General features: G+C 64.7%; 15 protein-coding genes. 11 read left to right on the top strand and 4 right to left on the bottom strand.

Features of this window, described 5'->3' with window-relative positions; all coding sequences use genetic code 11:
- Positions 1-212: 212 nt before the first annotated feature.
- The 3 genes from yajC (at position 213) to secF (ending at position 3,562) form a co-directional block, all read left to right on the top strand.
- The gene (yajC, locus tag LJE61_RS14305) at positions 213-545 is read left to right on the top strand and encodes a preprotein translocase subunit YajC (RefSeq protein WP_296909940.1); all 333 of its coding nucleotides are present in this window, start codon (positions 213-215) and stop codon (positions 543-545) included.
- 135 nt (positions 546-680) lie between these two features.
- Positions 681-2,537 (top strand): protein translocase subunit SecD, encoded by a 1,857-nt coding sequence (gene secD / locus LJE61_RS14300; protein WP_296909939.1) that lies wholly within the window; start codon positions 681-683, stop codon positions 2,535-2,537.
- A 74-nt stretch (positions 2,538-2,611) separates the two neighbouring features.
- Positions 2,612-3,562, top strand: a complete 951-nt coding sequence (gene secF, locus LJE61_RS14295) for a protein translocase subunit SecF (RefSeq protein ID WP_296909937.1) — start codon at positions 2,612-2,614, stop codon at positions 3,560-3,562.
- A gap of 143 nt (positions 3,563-3,705) precedes the next feature.
- On the opposite strand, the gene LJE61_RS14290 is transcribed toward secF, so the two are convergent.
- Positions 3,706-4,833 (bottom strand): NAD(P)/FAD-dependent oxidoreductase, encoded by a 1,128-nt coding sequence (locus tag LJE61_RS14290; protein ID WP_296909935.1) that lies wholly within the window; start codon positions 4,831-4,833, stop codon positions 3,706-3,708.
- A gap of 228 nt (positions 4,834-5,061) precedes the next feature.
- Positions 5,062-5,712, bottom strand: a complete 651-nt coding sequence (locus LJE61_RS14285; RefSeq protein WP_296909933.1) for an arylesterase — start codon at positions 5,710-5,712, stop codon at positions 5,062-5,064.
- Here LJE61_RS14285 and LJE61_RS14280 point away from each other — a divergent pair.
- Both LJE61_RS14280 and LJE61_RS14275 read left to right on the top strand, forming a co-directional pair.
- Positions 5,711-6,400, top strand: a complete 690-nt coding sequence (locus LJE61_RS14280; protein ID WP_296909931.1) for an ABC transporter ATP-binding protein — start codon at positions 5,711-5,713, stop codon at positions 6,398-6,400. The two genes, LJE61_RS14285 and LJE61_RS14280, sit on opposite strands and share 2 nt — an antisense overlap.
- Positions 6,397-8,886 carry an ABC transporter permease gene (locus LJE61_RS14275; RefSeq protein WP_296918741.1) on the top strand — a complete coding sequence of 830 codons (2,490 nt, stop codon included), beginning with the start codon at positions 6,397-6,399 and terminating at the stop codon, positions 8,884-8,886. Before LJE61_RS14280 ends, LJE61_RS14275 begins: the two co-directional genes overlap by 4 nt.
- Positions 8,887-9,087: 201 nt before the next feature.
- On the opposite strand, the gene LJE61_RS14270 is transcribed toward LJE61_RS14275, so the two are convergent.
- A complete protein-coding gene (locus LJE61_RS14270; RefSeq protein WP_296909928.1) occupies positions 9,088-9,285 on the bottom strand; it encodes an Alvin_2107 family globule sulfur oxidation protein in 198 nt (65 codons plus the stop codon).
- A 355-nt stretch (positions 9,286-9,640) separates the two neighbouring features.
- On the opposite strand from LJE61_RS14270, the gene LJE61_RS14265 reads away from it, so the two are divergent.
- From LJE61_RS14265 to soxZ, 5 genes are all read left to right on the top strand, one after another.
- The gene (locus LJE61_RS14265) at positions 9,641-10,684 is read left to right on the top strand and encodes an AAA family ATPase (RefSeq protein ID WP_296909926.1); all 1,044 of its coding nucleotides are present in this window, start codon (positions 9,641-9,643) and stop codon (positions 10,682-10,684) included.
- A complete protein-coding gene (locus LJE61_RS14260; RefSeq protein WP_296909925.1) occupies positions 10,677-11,975 on the top strand; it encodes a vWA domain-containing protein in 1,299 nt (432 codons plus the stop codon). Before LJE61_RS14265 ends, LJE61_RS14260 begins: the two co-directional genes overlap by 8 nt.
- 42 nt (positions 11,976-12,017) lie before the next feature.
- The gene (locus LJE61_RS14255) at positions 12,018-13,526 is read left to right on the top strand and encodes a M48 family metalloprotease (RefSeq protein ID WP_296909924.1); all 1,509 of its coding nucleotides are present in this window, start codon (positions 12,018-12,020) and stop codon (positions 13,524-13,526) included.
- Positions 13,527-13,905: 379 nt separating this feature from the next.
- The gene (soxY, locus tag LJE61_RS14250) at positions 13,906-14,379 is read left to right on the top strand and encodes a thiosulfate oxidation carrier protein SoxY (RefSeq protein WP_296909922.1); all 474 of its coding nucleotides are present in this window, start codon (positions 13,906-13,908) and stop codon (positions 14,377-14,379) included.
- Positions 14,380-14,436: 57 nt separating this feature from the next.
- Positions 14,437-14,748 carry a thiosulfate oxidation carrier complex protein SoxZ gene (gene soxZ, locus LJE61_RS14245; protein WP_296909921.1) on the top strand — a complete coding sequence of 104 codons (312 nt, stop codon included), beginning with the start codon at positions 14,437-14,439 and terminating at the stop codon, positions 14,746-14,748.
- A gap of 370 nt (positions 14,749-15,118) precedes the next feature.
- On the opposite strand, the gene LJE61_RS14240 is transcribed toward soxZ, so the two are convergent.
- The gene (locus LJE61_RS14240; RefSeq protein WP_519972627.1) at positions 15,119-16,150 is read right to left on the bottom strand and encodes a lysophospholipid acyltransferase family protein; all 1,032 of its coding nucleotides are present in this window, start codon (positions 16,148-16,150) and stop codon (positions 15,119-15,121) included.
- Between the two features lie 181 nt (positions 16,151-16,331).
- On the opposite strand from LJE61_RS14240, the gene LJE61_RS14235 reads away from it, so the two are divergent.
- A complete protein-coding gene (locus tag LJE61_RS14235; RefSeq protein WP_296909920.1) occupies positions 16,332-16,760 on the top strand; it encodes a rhodanese-like domain-containing protein in 429 nt (142 codons plus the stop codon).
- Positions 16,761-16,862 lie beyond the last annotated feature (102 nt).

Below are 16,862 nucleotides of genomic sequence, written 5' to 3'. Positions count from 1 at the left end.
GGCGTTGAGGCCAGCCCCAGGCGATGGCGAGCGGCGGGCCGGTTGCGGAGGGCTTTCGCGCGCGCTCCCGCCTGGCGACGCTGCAACTTGACCCATGCTATGCCATAATTCGGCGCCGAGTTTTCAGTCGGGCCATTGCGCCCTTTCGGCTCCGTCTTCATTTTGACCGCTGGGTCGCGGTCGCGCGATCCTCAGACCAAAGGCAATCGACAATGAGCTTCCTGATTCCCGATGCACTCGCCCAAGGCGAGGCTGCCGCAGCCGGCGGTGATCCCTTATTGGCCTTACTCCCGCTGGTCCTGTTTGCGGTGGTCTTCTACTTCTTGCTGATCCGCCCGCAGGCCAAACGTCAGAAGGAGCACCGCAAGATGGTGGAATCCTTGGCCAAGGGTGACGAGGTGGTAACGGTCGGGGGCATCGGCGGGCGCATCGCCGACCTGGGCGACAATTTCGCCCTGCTGGAGATCGCCGACGGGGTCGCCGTGAAGATTCGGCGCGCCGCCGTGGAGTCGGTCATGCCCAAAGGGACCCTGAAAGACCTCTAAGGCGTCGCTTGCGCTCGTCCGCGATCCGGCGGCGTCTTGAGCGGGGCCCGGTCCTCGCTGCCGCGTGGCCTTCTCGGCGCCGGCCAGTCATCCGGATCCTCCCGGATCACGCCCGTTGTTGCGACTGGAATTGCAATGAACCAATACCCCCTGTGGAAGAACCTGCTGATCATCGGAGTCGTCCTGGGCTCCCTGCTGTTGGCGGTGCCCAACCTTTCTTCGCAGGACCCTTCCATCGAGATCACCCCCGCGCGTGGCTCCGAGATCACGGAGGCCAGTGTCGGCGAGGTCCGGGCGGTTCTGGAGAACGCCGGGGTGCCCTTCAAGCGCGTGGAGACCCGCGAAGGCGGGAAGCTGCTGGCACGTTTCCCGACTTCCGGTGATCAGCTGCGAGGACAGGAAGCAATCGAGCGTGCCTTGTCGGAGCGTTATCGGACCGCACTCACGCTGTCTGCTGATCTCCCCAACTGGGTGCGGGCGCTTGGCCTCAATCCCATGTCGATGGGGCTCGATCTGCGCGGCGGTATCTATGTGGTGATCGATGTGGACATGGAGGCCGCACTCGATCAGGCCCTCGAGCGCTATGTCGGTGATATCCGCACCCAGCTGCGGGACCGGAAGATCCGTTATCTCACCGTGGTGCGGGACGGCTCGCGCATCCTGATCAAGCTGAACGATGCCGCGGCCCGTGATGCCGCTGAACGCGCCCTGAGCAGAGAGTTTCGCGATCTGGATATCCAGAGCCTCGAAGAGGGAGGCGACCTCCTGATCGCCGCCGCCCTGCCGCCGCCGCAGCAGGAGCAGATCCGCAGCTTCGCGCTGGAGCAGAACATCACGACCTTGCGCAATCGTGTCAATGCATTGGGCGTGGCCGAGCCCAGCATCGCCCGACAGGGCGACCGTCGGATCGTCGTCCAGCTGCCGGGTGCCCAGGATCCCGGGCGCCTGAAAGAGATCCTGGGGGCAACCGCCACACTCGAATATCGCTTGGTCGATACCGAGAACAGCGTCGCCGATGCCCTGGAAGGCCGCGTGCCGGTGGGGAGCCGGCTGTATCGCGAGCGCGACGGTCGCCCGATCCTCCTGAATCGGCGTGTGATCGTGACCGGCGATCAGATTACCGACGCCTCGGCCGGTTTCGACAGCCAAACCGGCAGTCCGGCTGTCTTCGTCAATCTGGACGGCCAGGGTGCCCGGCGGATGCGTGCCATCACCACCGAGAATGTCGGGAAGCCGATGGCCGTCGTGTTCATCGAAAACCAGACCACCACGGAGGTGGTCGACGGAGAAGCCGTCAAACGAACCCGGAAGGTTGAGGAGGTCATCAGTGTAGCGACCATCCGCGAGCCATTCGGGCGCCGTTTTCAGACCACTGGTCTGGACAGCAGCAACGAGGCCCATAACCTCGCCTTGCTCCTCCGCTCGGGCGCCCTGGCGGCGCCAATCCAGATCGTCGAGGAGCGCACCATCGGCCCCAGTCTGGGCCAGGACAATATCGACCAGGGGTTTCGTTCGGTCATGATGGGCCTCGCCCTGGTTCTGGTCTTCATGGCGCTGTATTACCGGGTCTTCGGTCTGGTCGCGAACGTCGTTCTCGTGGTCAACCTGGTGATGATCGTCGCGATCCTCTCGCTGTTGCAGGCGACCTTGACCCTGCCGGGAATCGCGGGGATCGTGTTGACCGTCGGCATGGCGGTGGATGCCAATGTCCTGATCTACGAGCGAATACGCGAGGAGATCCGCAACGGCAACTCACCGCAGGCAAGCATCCACGCGGGGTTTGACAAGGCCCTGTCGACCATCGTGGATGCCAACGTGACGACCCTCATCGCCGCTGTCGTCCTGTTCAGCTTCGGAACCGGGCCGATCAAGGGATTTGCGGTTACCCTCTTCATCGGGATCCTGACCTCGATGTTTACCGCCATCCTGGGCTCGCGCGCACTGATCAATCTGATCTACGGGGGCCGGCGTGTGAAAAAACTGGCGATTTAACCCGCGTCCTCCAGTGTGAACGGACGTGCGAGTACCAGCCAACCCAGGTGGCGACTTCAATCAAGGGCGAATCGATGAGAGACCTGAGCGTCATTAACGAGCTGAATGTCGACTTCATGGGCATTCGCCGCCCTGCGGTGGTTCTGTCCGGGGTCGTGCTGACGCTCTGTATCCTCGCGATGTTGCTGCGCGGCTTCAACTTCGGTCTGGACTTCACCGGGGGCACTGTGCTGGAAGTCGGTTATCAGGATCCGGCCGAATTGAGCGACGTACGCGCCGCGCTTGAGGCCAAGGGCTTCACCGGCGCGACGGTGCAGCACTTCGGCGCGCGCACCGACGTCCTGATTCGTCTGTCCCCCGAGCAAGGGGAGGAGGCGAGTGCGCAAGTCAGCGAGCAGGTCTTTCAGGCGCTCAGCCAGGCGGCTGAGGGCCGGGTCGAGCTGCGGCGGGTCGAGTTCGTCGGACCGCAGGTCGGCGAGCAACTGCGCGAGCAGGGCGGACTCGCGGTCTTGTTCGCCCTCATCGGCATCCTCGTCTATGTCGCCGTGCGCTTCGAGTGGCGTTTCGCGGTCGGTGCCGTCGTGGCCCTCATCCATGATGTGATTTTCACGGTGGGCATCTTCGCGCTCTTCCAGATCCCGTTCGATCTCACTGTCCTGGCGGCGGTCCTGGCGGTGATTGGCTACTCACTGAACGACACCATCGTCATCTTCGACCGGATCCGCGAGAACTTCCGTAAGATGCGCAAGGGCACGGTGATCGACATCACCAATGTCTCGATCAACCAGACGCTCTCCCGGACCATCGTCACCTCCGGGACGACCCTGCTGGTTCTCCTGGCGCTCTACATCTTCGGCGGTGAGGCGATCAGCGGATTCTCGCTCGCCTTGATCATCGGCGTGTTGGTCGGAACCTATTCGACGATCTTTGTCGCCACCGCTGCTGTGATCCTCCTTGGCGTGAGCCGCGCGGATCTGCTCCCGACGCCAAAGGAAGGTGTCGAGACCGGCGGGACCCTGCCTTGAGGAAATGCGGGCAAGGCCCGCGCCTGACACCTTATCCAAGTCACTGTAGGAGCGGCGCGACTCTCGAAGGGCGGCCTGTTTGACCTGCCTGCAATAGAGCGGGGGCTGTCCCCGCGGGAGTCGCCGAGTGATTCAGCGATGCCTCAACGATATCGGCGCAGGTACAACCATTCGAACCCGCGTTTCAGCCAATGGAACGGCCGCATCGCGGGGAGAACGAGGTTATGCTTTTCGGTGCGCATCACCAGCATTCCGGTGTCGTTTGCATCGACGATACAGATGAGCTCGACCTTGAAGGTCTTGGTCGGCGCCTGACCCCGAAGCTCGGCGAGCAGGTTCTGCGCGGCCGCCCGCGCCTGCAGGTCGGCCATGTGGGCCTGCTTGGGCATCCAGTCCGGACCGGGGAAGCTGCCCGAGTCGCCCGCGACATAGACGCGCTCATATCCCACGACACGACAGTGTGCGTCGGCCTGCAGGAGTCCACCCGGCGAGCGCGGGAGGTCGGTGTTGTCGAACCAGGCATTCCCGGTCATCCCGGGCATGAAGAGGATCAAATCGGCGTCGAATTCGCCACCTTCGGTGACGATCTTTGACTCTGAGAACGATTTGAGCTTGTGGCCCAGGTGGGTCTCGATGCCGCGGCGCTCCATCTCGACGAGAAGGCTGTCGACCGCTTTCGGCCCCAGCCGATTGCCCGGGCGCTCGGCGGGTGTGAAGAAGATGAGACGGAATCGCTCGCGCCGCCGCTCCCGGCGCAGCTGGCTGTCCATACCGAACAGGAACTCGAAGATGGGCCCACCTCGCATCGAGCTGGGTTCGTTGGGGTTGCCGGCGAATCCCATGGCGATCGTGCCCCCCTCCATCGCCCTCACGCGATCACGGATGGCCTCGGCGGCGGCGATCCCCTCACAGGGCGTGATCGCGTGCTCGATGCCCGGGAGCTTCTTTAGAAAGCGACCGCCGCTGCCGATCAGGAGTCCGTCGTTCTGGACCGGTCCGATGCCGGTCTCGAGGGTTCGTCCGTCCGCGCTCAGCCCGGTAGCCTCTGCCTCCAGATGATGGATGCGCATCCGCTCGAAGAACGGGCGAAGCGCCACGCGCAGGTCCTCACCCCGACGAATCCCGCTCGGGATCCAGATGAGGCCCGGATAATAGACGAACTCGGCCTTTGGGCTGACAAGCGTGATCTCGGCGTCTTGATCGCCGCGCCGGATACTCTGAACGGCCGTTAGTCCGGCAAAGCCGGACCCGACGATGGTGATTCGGTGCATGGGTGACTCCAGTGACCTTCGGGACGGGGTTTTGGTTGCCGCGAATTGTAGGGGGTTTGAGAGGCCGAGGTGAGGCCGGCGGTGGCTGCACGCTGGTTCCCGCCTCGCCGGCGGCCGGCGCTCGGCCGCCAACCTGAACCCTGCCATCCTCGACCCACCCTGGGCAGGACATCAAAGCAGCTCCGGTGTTGACCCCGTCACCCCGGTACAGTTTCGCCTCGCCCGCGTCTATTGCTGTGTGCCGCCAGCGCTTGGCGGCAACAATCGCTCCAGGACCGGCCAGACATTCCCCAGGATCCGCGGCTGCGCCTCGGCAGTCGGGTGGAGTCCGTCGGCTTGCATGAGGGTGCGGTCCTCGGCAATGCCCGCGAGGAGATCCGGGACGAATGCGACCTTCTCGGCCTCGGCAACGTCGCGAAACACGGCTTGAAAGCCCACCGTGTAAGCCTCACCGTAATTGGGCGGGAGGGGCACGGCGATGAGCAGGATGCGGCTGTCGGCAGCCTGGCTGCGCCGGATGAGTGCGATCAGATTGCCTCGCATGATGTCGAATGACAGTCCGCGAAGGCCGTCATTGGCGCCCAGCTCAATTAAGAGCACCTCAGGCTGATGCTGACTCAGCAGCGAATCCAGGCGTGTCAGTCCCCCGGCGGTCGTCTCCCCCGAGACGCTCGCGTTGATCACCCGGTACGGCATGCCACGCTGGCGCAGCCGCTCCTCGAGGAGTGAGACCCAGCCAAGCTCGCGATCCAGGCCATAACTCGCACTGAGGCTGTCTCCGAGCACCAGGATGGTCGGGGTCGTAGGCAGGGCTGTCGGCGTCGTGCCGATCGCCCCTTCGGAGAGGAACAGAAAGGTCAGCAGGAGAAGTCGGATCATGTCGGCACAGAGGGTGGAAACCGTGTCGAAAGCGGTCGGGTTGGGCAAGCATGTTAACGGCCCGGCCGGCGGCTTGACCATCCTCGAGCGGCTCGACCTGGAGATCCGGGCCGGAGAGGCCGTCGCCATCCTCGGTGCCTCGGGTTCGGGCAAGTCGACCCTGCTGGGTCTGCTGGCCGGTCTCGACAGCGCGAGCGCAGGTGAGGTCTGGTTGTGCGGCCAGCGTCTGGGTGACCTCGACGAGGATGGACGTGCCGCGCTGCGCAGCGGACGCGTCGGCTTCGTCTTCCAGAGCTTCCAACTGTTGCCGACCTTGACCGCGCGCGAAAACGTGTTGCTCCCGCTCGAGCTGACCGGCGTGCGTCACGCCGCGCGCCGCGCAGACGAGGCGTTGGAGCGGGTCGGCCTGATCCCGCGTTCTGGACATTACCCGCGCCAGCTCTCCGGTGGTGAGCAACAACGCGTCGCCATCGCCCGCGCTTATGCACCTCGCCCGGAGGTCTTGTTTGCTGACGAGCCGACCGGGAACCTGGACCAGATGACCGGCGAGCACATTATCGATCTGCTCCTGGACCTGCGCGCCGACGCCGGCGCCGCGCTCGTCTTGGTCACCCATGACCCGCGCCTCGCTGAGCGCTGCGATCGCCGCCTCCACATGCAGGCCGGCCGGCTCGAGCCAGGGCCATGAAGACCTGGCGGATCACACTGCGCTTGCTGAGCCAAGACTGGCGCAGCGGCGAGTTCTATCTGCTCGCCTCGGCCCTGATCCTGACGGTCGCCGCCATCACGGCCGTCGGCTTCTTCACCGATCGCGTGGAAACCGCCATGGCCCGGCAAGGCGGCGAGCTGATCGCGTCGGACCTTGCCCTCGAGTCCTCCACGCCGCTGCCCACCGAATATGTCGCGCAGGCCGGCCAAGAAGCGCTGGCCACTGCAGGGACTATCGAGTTTCGGAGTGTCGTCGTGGGCGAGCAGGGTCCCCAGCTCGTCCAGGTCAAGGCGGTGGACGCGGGCTACCCGATGCGCGGCCATCTCAAGATTCGCGATGGATTCGACCAGCCGGACCGAGAGGTTGGGTCGGGACCGTCCCCAGGTGCGGTCTGGGTCGAGGCGCGCCTCCTTCGGCTGCTCGGGGCCGATCTCGGGGATCCCGTGGCTCTCGGGAAGTCTCAGCTTGCGATGGGGGCCATCCTGAGCTACGAGCCGGATCGCGGCGGCGCCTTCGTCGCTCTGGCGCCACGGGTCTTGATCAATCGAGCGGATCTGGAGGCAACCGGGCTGATCACCGAGGCGAGCCGTGCCGAGCATCGGCTGTTGGTGTCGGGCGAGGCGGCCGCCGTGGAGCGCTTCAAGAAGCGGGTCCTCGCCAATCTGCCGGCCGGTGTCCGACTGATCGACGGCAGCAGCGCCCGCCCCGAATTCGAGACGGCGGTCGAGCGGGCCTCGCGTTTCCTTCATTTGGCGACACTCGTCACCTTGCTGGTCGCGGGCGCGGCCATCGCACTCGCCAGTCATCGTTTCGTCGAGCGCCAGACCGACGCCGTCGCCGTCATGCGTTGTCTCGGTGCCCCCCACCATCTGCTCATGCGTGTCTTCATGCTCAGGTTGCTCCTGTTCGGACTCGCCGCCAGCCTGATCGGCTGTTTCCTGGGATGGGGCGGGCAGCTCGGACTCATGGCGATGCTGTCCGACTGGTTCGCGACGGATCTGCCGGCAGCTTCACTGTCGCCCGTCTTGGTCGGCGTCGCCACAGGCCTGGTCGCGCTCCTTGGCTTTGCGCTCCCGCCCTTGTTCCAGCTGGCCCAGGTCTCACCCCTGCGCGCCCTGCGTCGCGATCTCGGTGCGCCGCGGGGGTCGGCGATCTTGACGGTGGTGGGTGCCGCAGCGGCACTGGCCCTCTTGATCGTCTGGCAGGCCGGCGACCTGCAGCTTGCCTGGAAGCTCCTGGCCGGTGTGTTGGGTGCGGTCGCGAGCCTGGTCGTCGCCGTCCTGTTTCTCGTGCATGTGGCTGGTGGACTCGCCGGGCGCGCCCGCGGCGTCTGGCGGCTGGGGCTGGCCGCGCTGGCGCGACGTCCCGCCGGGGCGGTCTTGCAGATCTCCGGGTTGGGGCTCGGCATCCTGGCGTTGCTGGTGCTCGCGGTCGTGCGCGTCGATCTGCTGCGGACCTGGCAGGAGAGCCTACCCGAAGGCGCTCCGAATCACTTTCTGATCAACATCCAGCCGCAAGACGTCGAGCCACTGCGCGAATTCCTGAGTGCATCGGGTATCGACGAGGCCGGGATCTATCCGATGGTCCGCGGCCGGCTAGTGCGGATCAATGACCACGCTGTGGTCCCGTCGGATTATGCGAATCCGCGGGCCGAGCAGCTCGCCTCGCGCGAATTCAACCTCAGTCATGGTGTCGTGCTTCAGTCCGACAACCGGATCCTCACCGGTGACTGGTGGGGCGAGGCCGGGGCATCGCCCCAGTTCTCGCTCGAGCAGGGCGTTGCCGAGACGCTCGGCATCTCATTGGGCGACCAGATCGCATTCCTGGTATCCGGGCGCGAGCTGAGCGCCCCGGTCACCAGTCTGCGCCAGGTCCAATGGGACAGCTTCAACGTCAACTTCTTCGTGATCGCGTCCCCGGCGCTCCTCGGCTCGGAGCCAGCGACCTACATCACCAGCTTCTTTCTGCCCGAGGACCGCGAGGCCATGATTCCGGATCTGGTGAGGCAATTCCCGAGCGTCACCCTGCTCGATGTGGATGCCTTACTCAGCCAGGTGCGGCAGGTCGTCGAGCGCGGCGTGCTCGCCGTGGAGTACGTCTTTCTGTTCACCCTTGCAGCCGGGATTCTCGTCATGTACGCCGGGATCCAGGCCAGCCTCCAGGAACGCCGACTCGAGCATGGCATCCTGCGTACGCTGGGGGCGGGGCGGCGGACACTCCTGCTCAGCCTGGCGGTCGAGTTCACCGCTGCCGGTGTCTTGGCCGGACTGTTGGCCTCCATCTTCGCGGAGCTGACTGGCTGGCTTCTGGCCGAGCAGCTGTTCGCACTGGAATTCAGCTTCAACCCCGCTGTATGGGGAGTCGGGGTCTTCGGCTCCGGGCTCCTGATCGGTGTCGCTGGAACGCTGGCGACCTATCCGCTCCTCATTCGCCCGCCTCTGCAGACCTTGGCGAGGGCAGCGTAGGCGTCGCCGAAGGCCTCCCGTCCCGCTCGAACCCCGTCCCCTCCAGCACCGTCAAGCCGCATCGGACGGGTCAGCGAATCGATCCTTTGGTGGGGAGCGAACGGCCCCGGGGCGTGCGCCGCTCATGGGCGGCGGGTGCCCCGATCGGTTGGACACAAAAAAGGCGGGTCACCCCGCCCGTGTCGACACGTCGAATCAGACTCAGGCCTTGACCCAGTCCTCGAAGTTGTCCGTGTTCTTCTCTTCCCCGTCGCTGAAGCCGGCTTCGTAGGCCTCCGTGATCCGCTGCTCCTCGCGTTTCGGGTTCTGCAGGAAGCCGCACTGCCAGCCTTGGATATACTCGTCGTCGACCCCGAGTTGCTCCATCTTGGTCACGGCATCATAGTAGAACTGATTCATGTCTGGTCTCCGGACTCGTTCGTTAGCGAAGGCTCAGATCAGGCGAGCCTGGCCTTCGAGTGTCTCGTTGGTGTGGATGGCTCCGGGCGCAGCGACCCGGATCCCCGGGGGGTCCTCTCCAGTCTCGTGTAGAGCCTTGCCCGCGCGTCGGGCCGGATCGTGGGGACGAGAAGGGCAATAAGAATACAGCGTTTTTCTTATGTGTGACAAGATCATCGCGGCTTCAGCCAGATTCGAGAGCGGCTCCTGGTCCGGCGACCGTCTTGTGAAGTGTGGCGCGAAAACCCACTTTCCCCCTGTTGTTGGCTGAATCGCGCGGCCCTGCCGCCCGGCCTTGAGAGGAAGACGAATCACCATGCGCCCGTCCCAGTTGCTCCGCGTATTGGAGCGCGAGTTCTCGAGTACCGCGGAAGGTCACCACACCCCAGTCATGCTCTGGGGGCCCCCGGGTGTGGGGAAGTCTCAGATGGTCGCTCAGATCGCCGAGCGTCACGGCGTGCCCATGCTCGACATCCGCCTGTCACAGATGGAGCCGAGTGACCTGCGCGGGATCCCCTTCCGAGCAGGAGACCGGGTCGAGTGGGCGATCCCCGCGATCCTCCCCGATGCGGAACGCCATGGGCCAGCCGGCATCCTCTTCCTCGACGAGATCACCTCGGCGCCTCCTTCAGTGTCGGCGGCGGCGTACCAATTGATCCTGGACCGCCGTCTCGGCGACTACCGGGTGCCGGAGCGTTGGGCGATCTTCGCGGCGGGCAATCGCCAAGGCGACCGGGGCGTGACCTACAGCATGCCCGCGCCGCTCGCCAATCGCTTTTCGCATTTTGAGGTCGAGACCCATCTTGACGACTGGGTCGCCTGGGCCTATGCGCAGGGCATCGACGAGCGGGTGATCGCCTTCCTGCGCTTTCGTCCTGAGCTTCTGTTCGACTTCGACCCGGCTCACAATCCGGTCGCCTTCCCGTCGCCGCGCTCCTGGGAGTTTGCCCATCGCTGTCTCAAGAAATTCGAGGACCTACCGGAATTGTTGCAGGGCACCCTGCAGGGGTGTGTCGGGCCAGCCGCTGGGATCGAGGTAACGGCGTTCGTCAACAGCCTGGACCAGATGCCAGACCTGGACGCCATCCTCGCCGGAGAGACGGTCCCGGTTCCGCGTGAGATCGATCTGCAGTACGCGGTCGCCGCGGCTCTGGTGGGACGAGCCATCCGGGCCCAGGGACGCGCCGACAGGGAGCGGGTGATAGGTCACATCCTGGCCTATGCGGGGCGTTTTCCGGAGCGCGAGATGGGGGTCATGCTGGTATCCGACCTGCACCGGGCGGTCGGCAACAGCCTCTTCGAGGTCCCGGCCTTCGCCGACTGGGCGCAGGTCGTCGCGGACGTGATGCTCTATGAGTGACGGAGGCCGGAGGGCTCTGGGATCGGATTCGGATCTGCGGGCCATCGAAACCAAGCTCGCTGCAGCGCGCACGCGGCTGATCCTGGACAAGCCGTTTCTCGGTGCCCTGGTCCTGCGTCTGCCGATGCATGCCTCCGATCCCGATTGGTGCCCGACCACCGCGACCGATGCACGTGCGTTCTATTTCAACCCCGAGTATATCGGGGGCCTGAGCCTCGCTCAGACCCAGTTCATGCTCGCGCACGAAGCCCTGCACTGCGCCCTGTCGCATTTCGCGCGGCGCCAGCATCGGGTCAAGCGCAAGTGGGATCTCGCCTGCGACTACGCCATCAACCCCCTGCTGATCGATGACGGGCTCGAGGCCCCTCCCAACGCGCTCGTGATGCCGCCCTACAAGGGCATGACCGCGGAGGAGATCTATCCGCTCATCGAGGACGATGACCTGTCTGAGACGCTCGACAAGCATGCCTACGATCAGGAGAGCCAAGAGGGCGGCAGCCGCTCCGGGATGACGGAGAAGGATCTCGAGCAGCCCCATCCACCGAGCCAATCCCGGCCCGGTGAGGCTGCTGAAGACGCCGGGGGCGATCGCTCCGCCCGTTCGAGCGAGTCCGACGGGTCGGGCGGCCCCGCCGGCGAGCCTCAGCCCCTGACCCCGCACGAGCAGGAAACCCTCGCGGTGCAATGGCAGCAGCGACTCGCCGGCGCCGCCCAGCAGGCGCAGCAGGCCGGCAAGCTCGGCGGTGAGCTGGCGCGGATGATCGACCATCTGCTGCAGCCCCAGTTGCCCTGGCGAATGCTCCTCGCACGTTACATGACCGCCACCGCGCGCGACGACTACAGCTACGCCCGCCCATCAAGGCGCCAGGGGGATTTCATCCTGCCGAGTCTGCGCAGCCACCAGATGGATATCCTCGTCGCGGTTGATACTTCGGGTTCGATCAAGGATGCCGAGATGGAGGAGTTCGTCAGTGAGGTCGACGCGCTCAAGGGCCAGGTGCGCGCCCGCGTCACCCTCTTGCCCTGTGATGCCGCTCTGTGTGAGGGAGCGCCCTTCCGCTTCGAGCCGTGGGAGCAGTTGACGCTTCCGCGCGAGATCGGGGGAGGGGGCGGGACCAGCTTCCGGCCGGTGTTCCAGTGGGTTGCCCGAGAAGGCGTTCAGCCCGATCTGATGGTCTATTTCACCGATGCACAGGGCGATTTCCCCGCGGTGGAGCCGCCGTATCCGGTCATCTGGTTGGTCAAGGGCCGCGGGAGTGTGCCCTGGGGTCAGCGGATCCAACTGAACTGAGAGGAACGGAACTCCCGCTCTCGCATCGCGTCTGACGAACCCATGATGATCAGGACGTTGATCGCTCGTTCTCGGCGGCTGCTGCACGGGTTGCTGGCGCTCTTGCTCGTTGTACCCGCCGGCGTGCGCGCGGATGCATTCAGCCTTCCCGACATGGGAAACTCATCCGACAGCATGCTGACGCTGGCCGCTGAGGCGCGGCTGGGCAAGGCCTTCATGCGCAGCGTGCGCAACGCCTTGCCTGTGATGGACGATCCGCTCGCGACGAGCTATGTTGAGTCGCTGGGCGACGAGCTCGTTGCGACCGACCGGACCGCTGGTGGAAGCTTTCACTTCTTCCTGATCGATCAGCCCGTCATCAACGCATTTGCCGGACCCGGCGGCTATATCGGGGTGTATTCCGGTCTGCTCCTTGCGGCCGAGACCGAGAGCGAGCTCGCTGCCGTCATGGCGCATGAGATCGCGCACGTGACCCAGCGCCACCTCCTGCGCTCCTTTGAGGATCAGCGCAAGCTCAGTCTCCCGACTACCGCTTTGCTGGTGGCCGCGGCCATCCTCGGCGCCCAGGTTTCTGCAGATGCCGGCGCGGCGGCGATCGCGGGCGTCCAGGCCGCGGCGATCCAGCGGCGCATCAACTTCACCCGCGAGAATGAGAAAGAAGCGGATCGCGTCGGGATCCAGACACTGGTCGGGGCGGGTCATGATCCCTATGCGATGGCGGGTTTCTTCGAGCGCCTCTCGAAGGCGACGCGTATCTACGAAAATAACGCGCCGGACTTTCTTCGAACCCATCCTGTGACCGCCGACCGCATCGCCGATTCGCTCGGGCGCGCGGAGAGATTCGGGGCCCGGCAGCGTCCGGATAGCTTGCGCTTCCTGCTGACGCGCGCCAAGCTGCGCGAGCGGTCGTACCAAAGGGCCGAGCAATCGGTCGCGCACTTCCAGCAAACACTCCGTGAGGGCCGGTATCGCAGCGAGGTTGCCGAGCGCTATGGCTATGCCTTGGCCCTAGAGCACGCGCGCCGGTTCGCCGACGCCAAGCGCGAGAGCGATCGACTGCTGGCGGCTCACCCCAGCCAAGCCGAGCTGATCGTCTTGGATGCCAATCTCGACCTTGAGCTCGGCAACAGCGCGGACGCGCTCTCGCATCTCAAGCAGGCGGTGAGTCTGTTTCCCAGTCAATGGCCGCTGAGGATTGCCTATGCCGGGGCGCTCATGAAGGTCGGGCAGCCCGCGCGCGCCGTCGACGAGCTCAAGACCATCGCCAGGGTCCGTCCGGGCAATGCCATGCTGTACGAGCTGATCGTGGAGGCCGCCATCAAGGCTGGCGATCAGGCAAATGTCGATCGGTTCCGGGCCGAGAAGCTCTATACGGAGGGGGATCTCGAGCCGGCCATCCGGCATCTTGAGCTGGCCTTGCGTCGCAGGGGTGTCCCTTACCACGACGCTGCGCAGATTCAGGTCCGCCTCGATGCCCTGCGCGAAGAGGCGCGTGAAGAGAAGCGGCGGGGCGGCGATCCGCTGCGTGCGGCGGCCACTGACCCGAATTGAAGCGCGTTCCAAGTTTTTGGGGAGTACGGTACCATTGGTCGCGTTGAAACGTCGGTTCAGCATCGGATGAGCCGGACTGCAGCTTTTGCAAGCCCCGTGAAGAGGGTTCGGATGACTACGATGGTTTGGCGGCGCTTACCGCCTAAACCTCCGCGGGTCGGGTTTGTCTGGGAGCACCGCGTGTCTTTGCGACCGAGTCCGAATCCTGACCGATCAGCGGTACTCAAGGCCGGCCTTGCCTGTGGGAGACGCACGGTGCTCGTGTGATGTTTCCCCGGCCAATAAGGCTTTCGTCCGGCACCTTGCGAAGGACGTTCTTGAAGACGGTGATGGCCGTCGCATCCCAGTCAACCCAACCATGCTCCATAGGAGATGATCCATGATCGATCCAAAACGTCGAATCCTGCTCAAGGGTTCACTTGCCGCCGGGACCATCGGTGTCGCGGTCGGCGCCGGGCTGCTTTCCCCTAGCCTGGTCCTTGCTAACTGGAATCAGGCGGCATTTCAGGCGAAGGACCTTCCGGAGGCCCTCAAGAACCTGTTGGGCTCGGATGTCACCGAGACCAGCGACGACATCAAGATCAAAGCACCGGACATCGCTGAGAACGGGGCCGTCGTGCCGGTCACCGTCGAGACGGACATGGAAGACGTCAAATCGATCGCCATCATTGCCTCTGCTAACCAGACGCCCCTCATCGCCTCGTTCGACCTCGGTGACTCGGCCGTTCCGTTCGTTTCCACCCGGATCAAGATGGCCAAGACCGCGGACGTGGTCGCGGTGGTGCAGGCCGGCGACAAGCTCTATAGCGGTGCCAAGGAGGTGAAGGTCACGATCGGCGGCTGCGGCGGCTGAGCGTTGCGACCACCACCGCAGGACGAGGCATAGACACTAAACTTGAGGCAACCAGCGATGTCAGATATCAAAATCCGCGCCAAGCTCAAAGACGGCCAGACCGAGGTCAAGTGCTTGATGAATCATCCCATGGAAACCGGGCTCCGTAAGGACGAAAAGACCGGCGAGCTGGTTCCCGCACACTTCATACAGGAAGTCGTCTGCAAGGCCAAAGACCAGGTCGTGATGACCGCCAACTGGAGTGGTGGCGTATCGAAGAACCCCTATCTGGCGTTCAAGTTTACCGGCGGAGAGGTCGGGGATCCGATCGAGATCACTTGGACGGACAACAAAGGGGAGACCGAGAGCGCGGTCGAGAACATCAGTTGATTCTGCGAGCCGGCCTGATCGAGCACAGGGATGTGCGGGATGCTGCGTGAGGCAGCTGTTCGCGGGTTCGGCACCCGGCGACAGGCAACTGGCATGGACGCTCTGCGAATTGAGACTGAGATCACAAGCAAGCGGGCAGAACCCGGCGATGCGCCGTCCCGCGCCGCACACAAGGTCCCTCCTCGTCAGCAGGCGATGGCCTAAGGAAATGGGAAATCGATTGGCCATCCTGGCCAAGAATCAGCATGAAGAGCGAGGCCATTGCGTTCCGGTTTTGAGGCGCAGAGTGGGGGCGATGTGACGAACAAGCGGGGCGACGTGGACCATTCTCCCGCTTCCGTAGCCGATTCATCCTAAGCCCGACAGGCTCCTAGAGCGTCTGCTTGCCGCGCCGTGTCGCCCAAGCAGCTGAGTCTGGACCCTGAATCGACTGCCTTATGCGCGAGACCTGGGCAAGCGCATGTCGGTCCCCGATTGGTCCGCTGTACACCTTGGGCGCCCCTGCCGGACGGCGTCGAAAACGTTTGTAAGGCCAGACATATTGCTCGGGGCAGACCGAGACGCAGCGCTCGATCCCCCGGTTCAATGCGGTTGCCGCCTCGACATCGTCCTTGCTCGCGATCCCCTCGGGTGCCTGAATGCAGTGCATTCGGAAGCCATCGGCCCCGGCTAATCGTTCCGCGAACATGAAGATCACCGGCGCGCCGGTCCTGCGGGCAAGCCGATTGACCAGGAGCATGGTGAAGGCCGGTATCCCAAACAGGGGCGCAAATACCGCGCCCTTGTCGGCCTTCGGTTCCTGGTCCGGGAGGATGCCGACGTAGCTGCCCCGCTCCAGTGCCTGAACCAGCAGTCGTATTCCCCGCGCGGTGATCGGCGCGAGCGCGGCCCCGCTGCGCGCGCGAGCGGCGCGGATGAGGTCGTCGAGATATTTCTGCGGCTTGTAAAAGATCGCGGTCGGGCCCTGGGCGGCAAGGTAGAGACCGGCGAGCTCCCAGGCACCGAGATGCGGCGACAAGACGATGAGGCCCTGGCCGTTACGGCGCTTGAGCAGCTCGCCCCCCCGCACCTCGCGGACCAGCGACAAGACCTGTTCGGCCGGACGCAGCCAGAGGTAGGCAATCTCGAAATAGGTCTTACCAAATTCTCGCAGGTTGCGTTTGCGCATCTCTTTCTGAGCCGGTCGATCCAGATCCGGGAGGCAGAGTGCGATGTTGATCAGCGCGTTGTGCCGCTGTCGATTGGGCCAATACGCAATGAGCAGCCCCAGGCCGGACCCCAGACGGTGGAGCAGCCCTAGCGGCAACCGCCCGATGACACGCGCCAACCCACGTGCCATGGCGTCTTTCACCCGCACGCCGAGTGGATGTGCAACGGGTTGTGAGTCGCGGTCGAGGCCCAAAGCCAAACTCCTTGTGATCATGACGACCGGCCGGCATCTCTCGGGCGGGAACCCGTCCGCGGCCTCGCATCCGGAGGACAGTTCCGGGAGTTTTGCTAGACTGCGCGTCCGGGTCGACCACCAGAGACGCCTGTCTGGGGGCGACCATTGAAACAGTCACCACCAAAAGAGGAATGTCCGCGTGAACGACGACCTACCGAAATCCCTGACACCGCAAGAGGCATTCGAGATGCTCGAAGAGCATCCCCAGGCCGTTCTGGTGGACATCCGCTCCTCGATGGAGTTTTTGTTCGTGGGCCACCCCAAAGGTGCGGTGCATGTTCCATGGATTGACGAGCCGGACTGGGTCATCAATCCCCATTTCGTCACCGAGATCCGCAAGCTCTTACTCGGTGGCGCGGTCTGCGATCCGGGTGGGCCATGTGCGCCCGTGATCCTGATTTGCCGCAGCGGCAAGCGCTCGCTCGAGGCCGGCAAGGCCCTCACCCGCGACGGCCTCACGGCCGTCTATCACGTCGACGAGGGTTTCGAGGGCGATCTCGACGACCATCATCACCGCAGCACGCTGGGTGGCTGGCGCTTCCGCGGCTTGCCCTGGGAGCAGTGCTGACGCGCGGTCGATTCCGCGCGTCCCTGCGTCCTTTCAGGGGCTGCCTGCGCCAGCCCGTTCGGGCGGGGTGACGGCCGGCTTTCAGGGCTTCCGCGCCGGCGC

The organism is Thiocapsa sp. (assembly GCF_022340925.1).
Taxonomy (GTDB): Bacteria; Pseudomonadota; Gammaproteobacteria; order Chromatiales; family Chromatiaceae; genus Thiocapsa.
Note: the sequence above shows the minus strand (reverse complement) of the source record. Positions and strands in the feature narration are given on the sequence as shown.

Coding starts and splice junctions, on each gene's coding strand:
- yajC (WP_296909940.1), top strand. CDS start 213: ATGAGCTTCCTGATTCCCGATGCACTCGCCCAAGGCGAGGCTGCCGCA.
- secD (WP_296909939.1), top strand. CDS start 681: ATGAACCAATACCCCCTGTGGAAGAACCTGCTGATCATCGGAGTCGTC.
- secF (WP_296909937.1), top strand. CDS start 2,612: ATGAGAGACCTGAGCGTCATTAACGAGCTGAATGTCGACTTCATGGGC.
- LJE61_RS14290 (WP_296909935.1), bottom strand. CDS start 4,833: ATGCACCGAATCACCATCGTCGGGTCCGGCTTTGCCGGACTAACGGCC.
- LJE61_RS14280 (WP_296909931.1), top strand. CDS start 5,711: ATGTCGGCACAGAGGGTGGAAACCGTGTCGAAAGCGGTCGGGTTGGGC.
- LJE61_RS14285 (WP_296909933.1), bottom strand. CDS start 5,712: ATGATCCGACTTCTCCTGCTGACCTTTCTGTTCCTCTCCGAAGGGGCG.
- LJE61_RS14275 (WP_296918741.1), top strand. CDS start 6,397: ATGAAGACCTGGCGGATCACACTGCGCTTGCTGAGCCAAGACTGGCGC.
- LJE61_RS14270 (WP_296909928.1), bottom strand. CDS start 9,285: ATGAATCAGTTCTACTATGATGCCGTGACCAAGATGGAGCAACTCGGG.
- LJE61_RS14265 (WP_296909926.1), top strand. CDS start 9,641: ATGCGCCCGTCCCAGTTGCTCCGCGTATTGGAGCGCGAGTTCTCGAGT.
- LJE61_RS14260 (WP_296909925.1), top strand. CDS start 10,677: ATGAGTGACGGAGGCCGGAGGGCTCTGGGATCGGATTCGGATCTGCGG.
- LJE61_RS14255 (WP_296909924.1), top strand. CDS start 12,018: ATGATGATCAGGACGTTGATCGCTCGTTCTCGGCGGCTGCTGCACGGG.
- soxY (WP_296909922.1), top strand. CDS start 13,906: ATGATCGATCCAAAACGTCGAATCCTGCTCAAGGGTTCACTTGCCGCC.
- soxZ (WP_296909921.1), top strand. CDS start 14,437: ATGTCAGATATCAAAATCCGCGCCAAGCTCAAAGACGGCCAGACCGAG.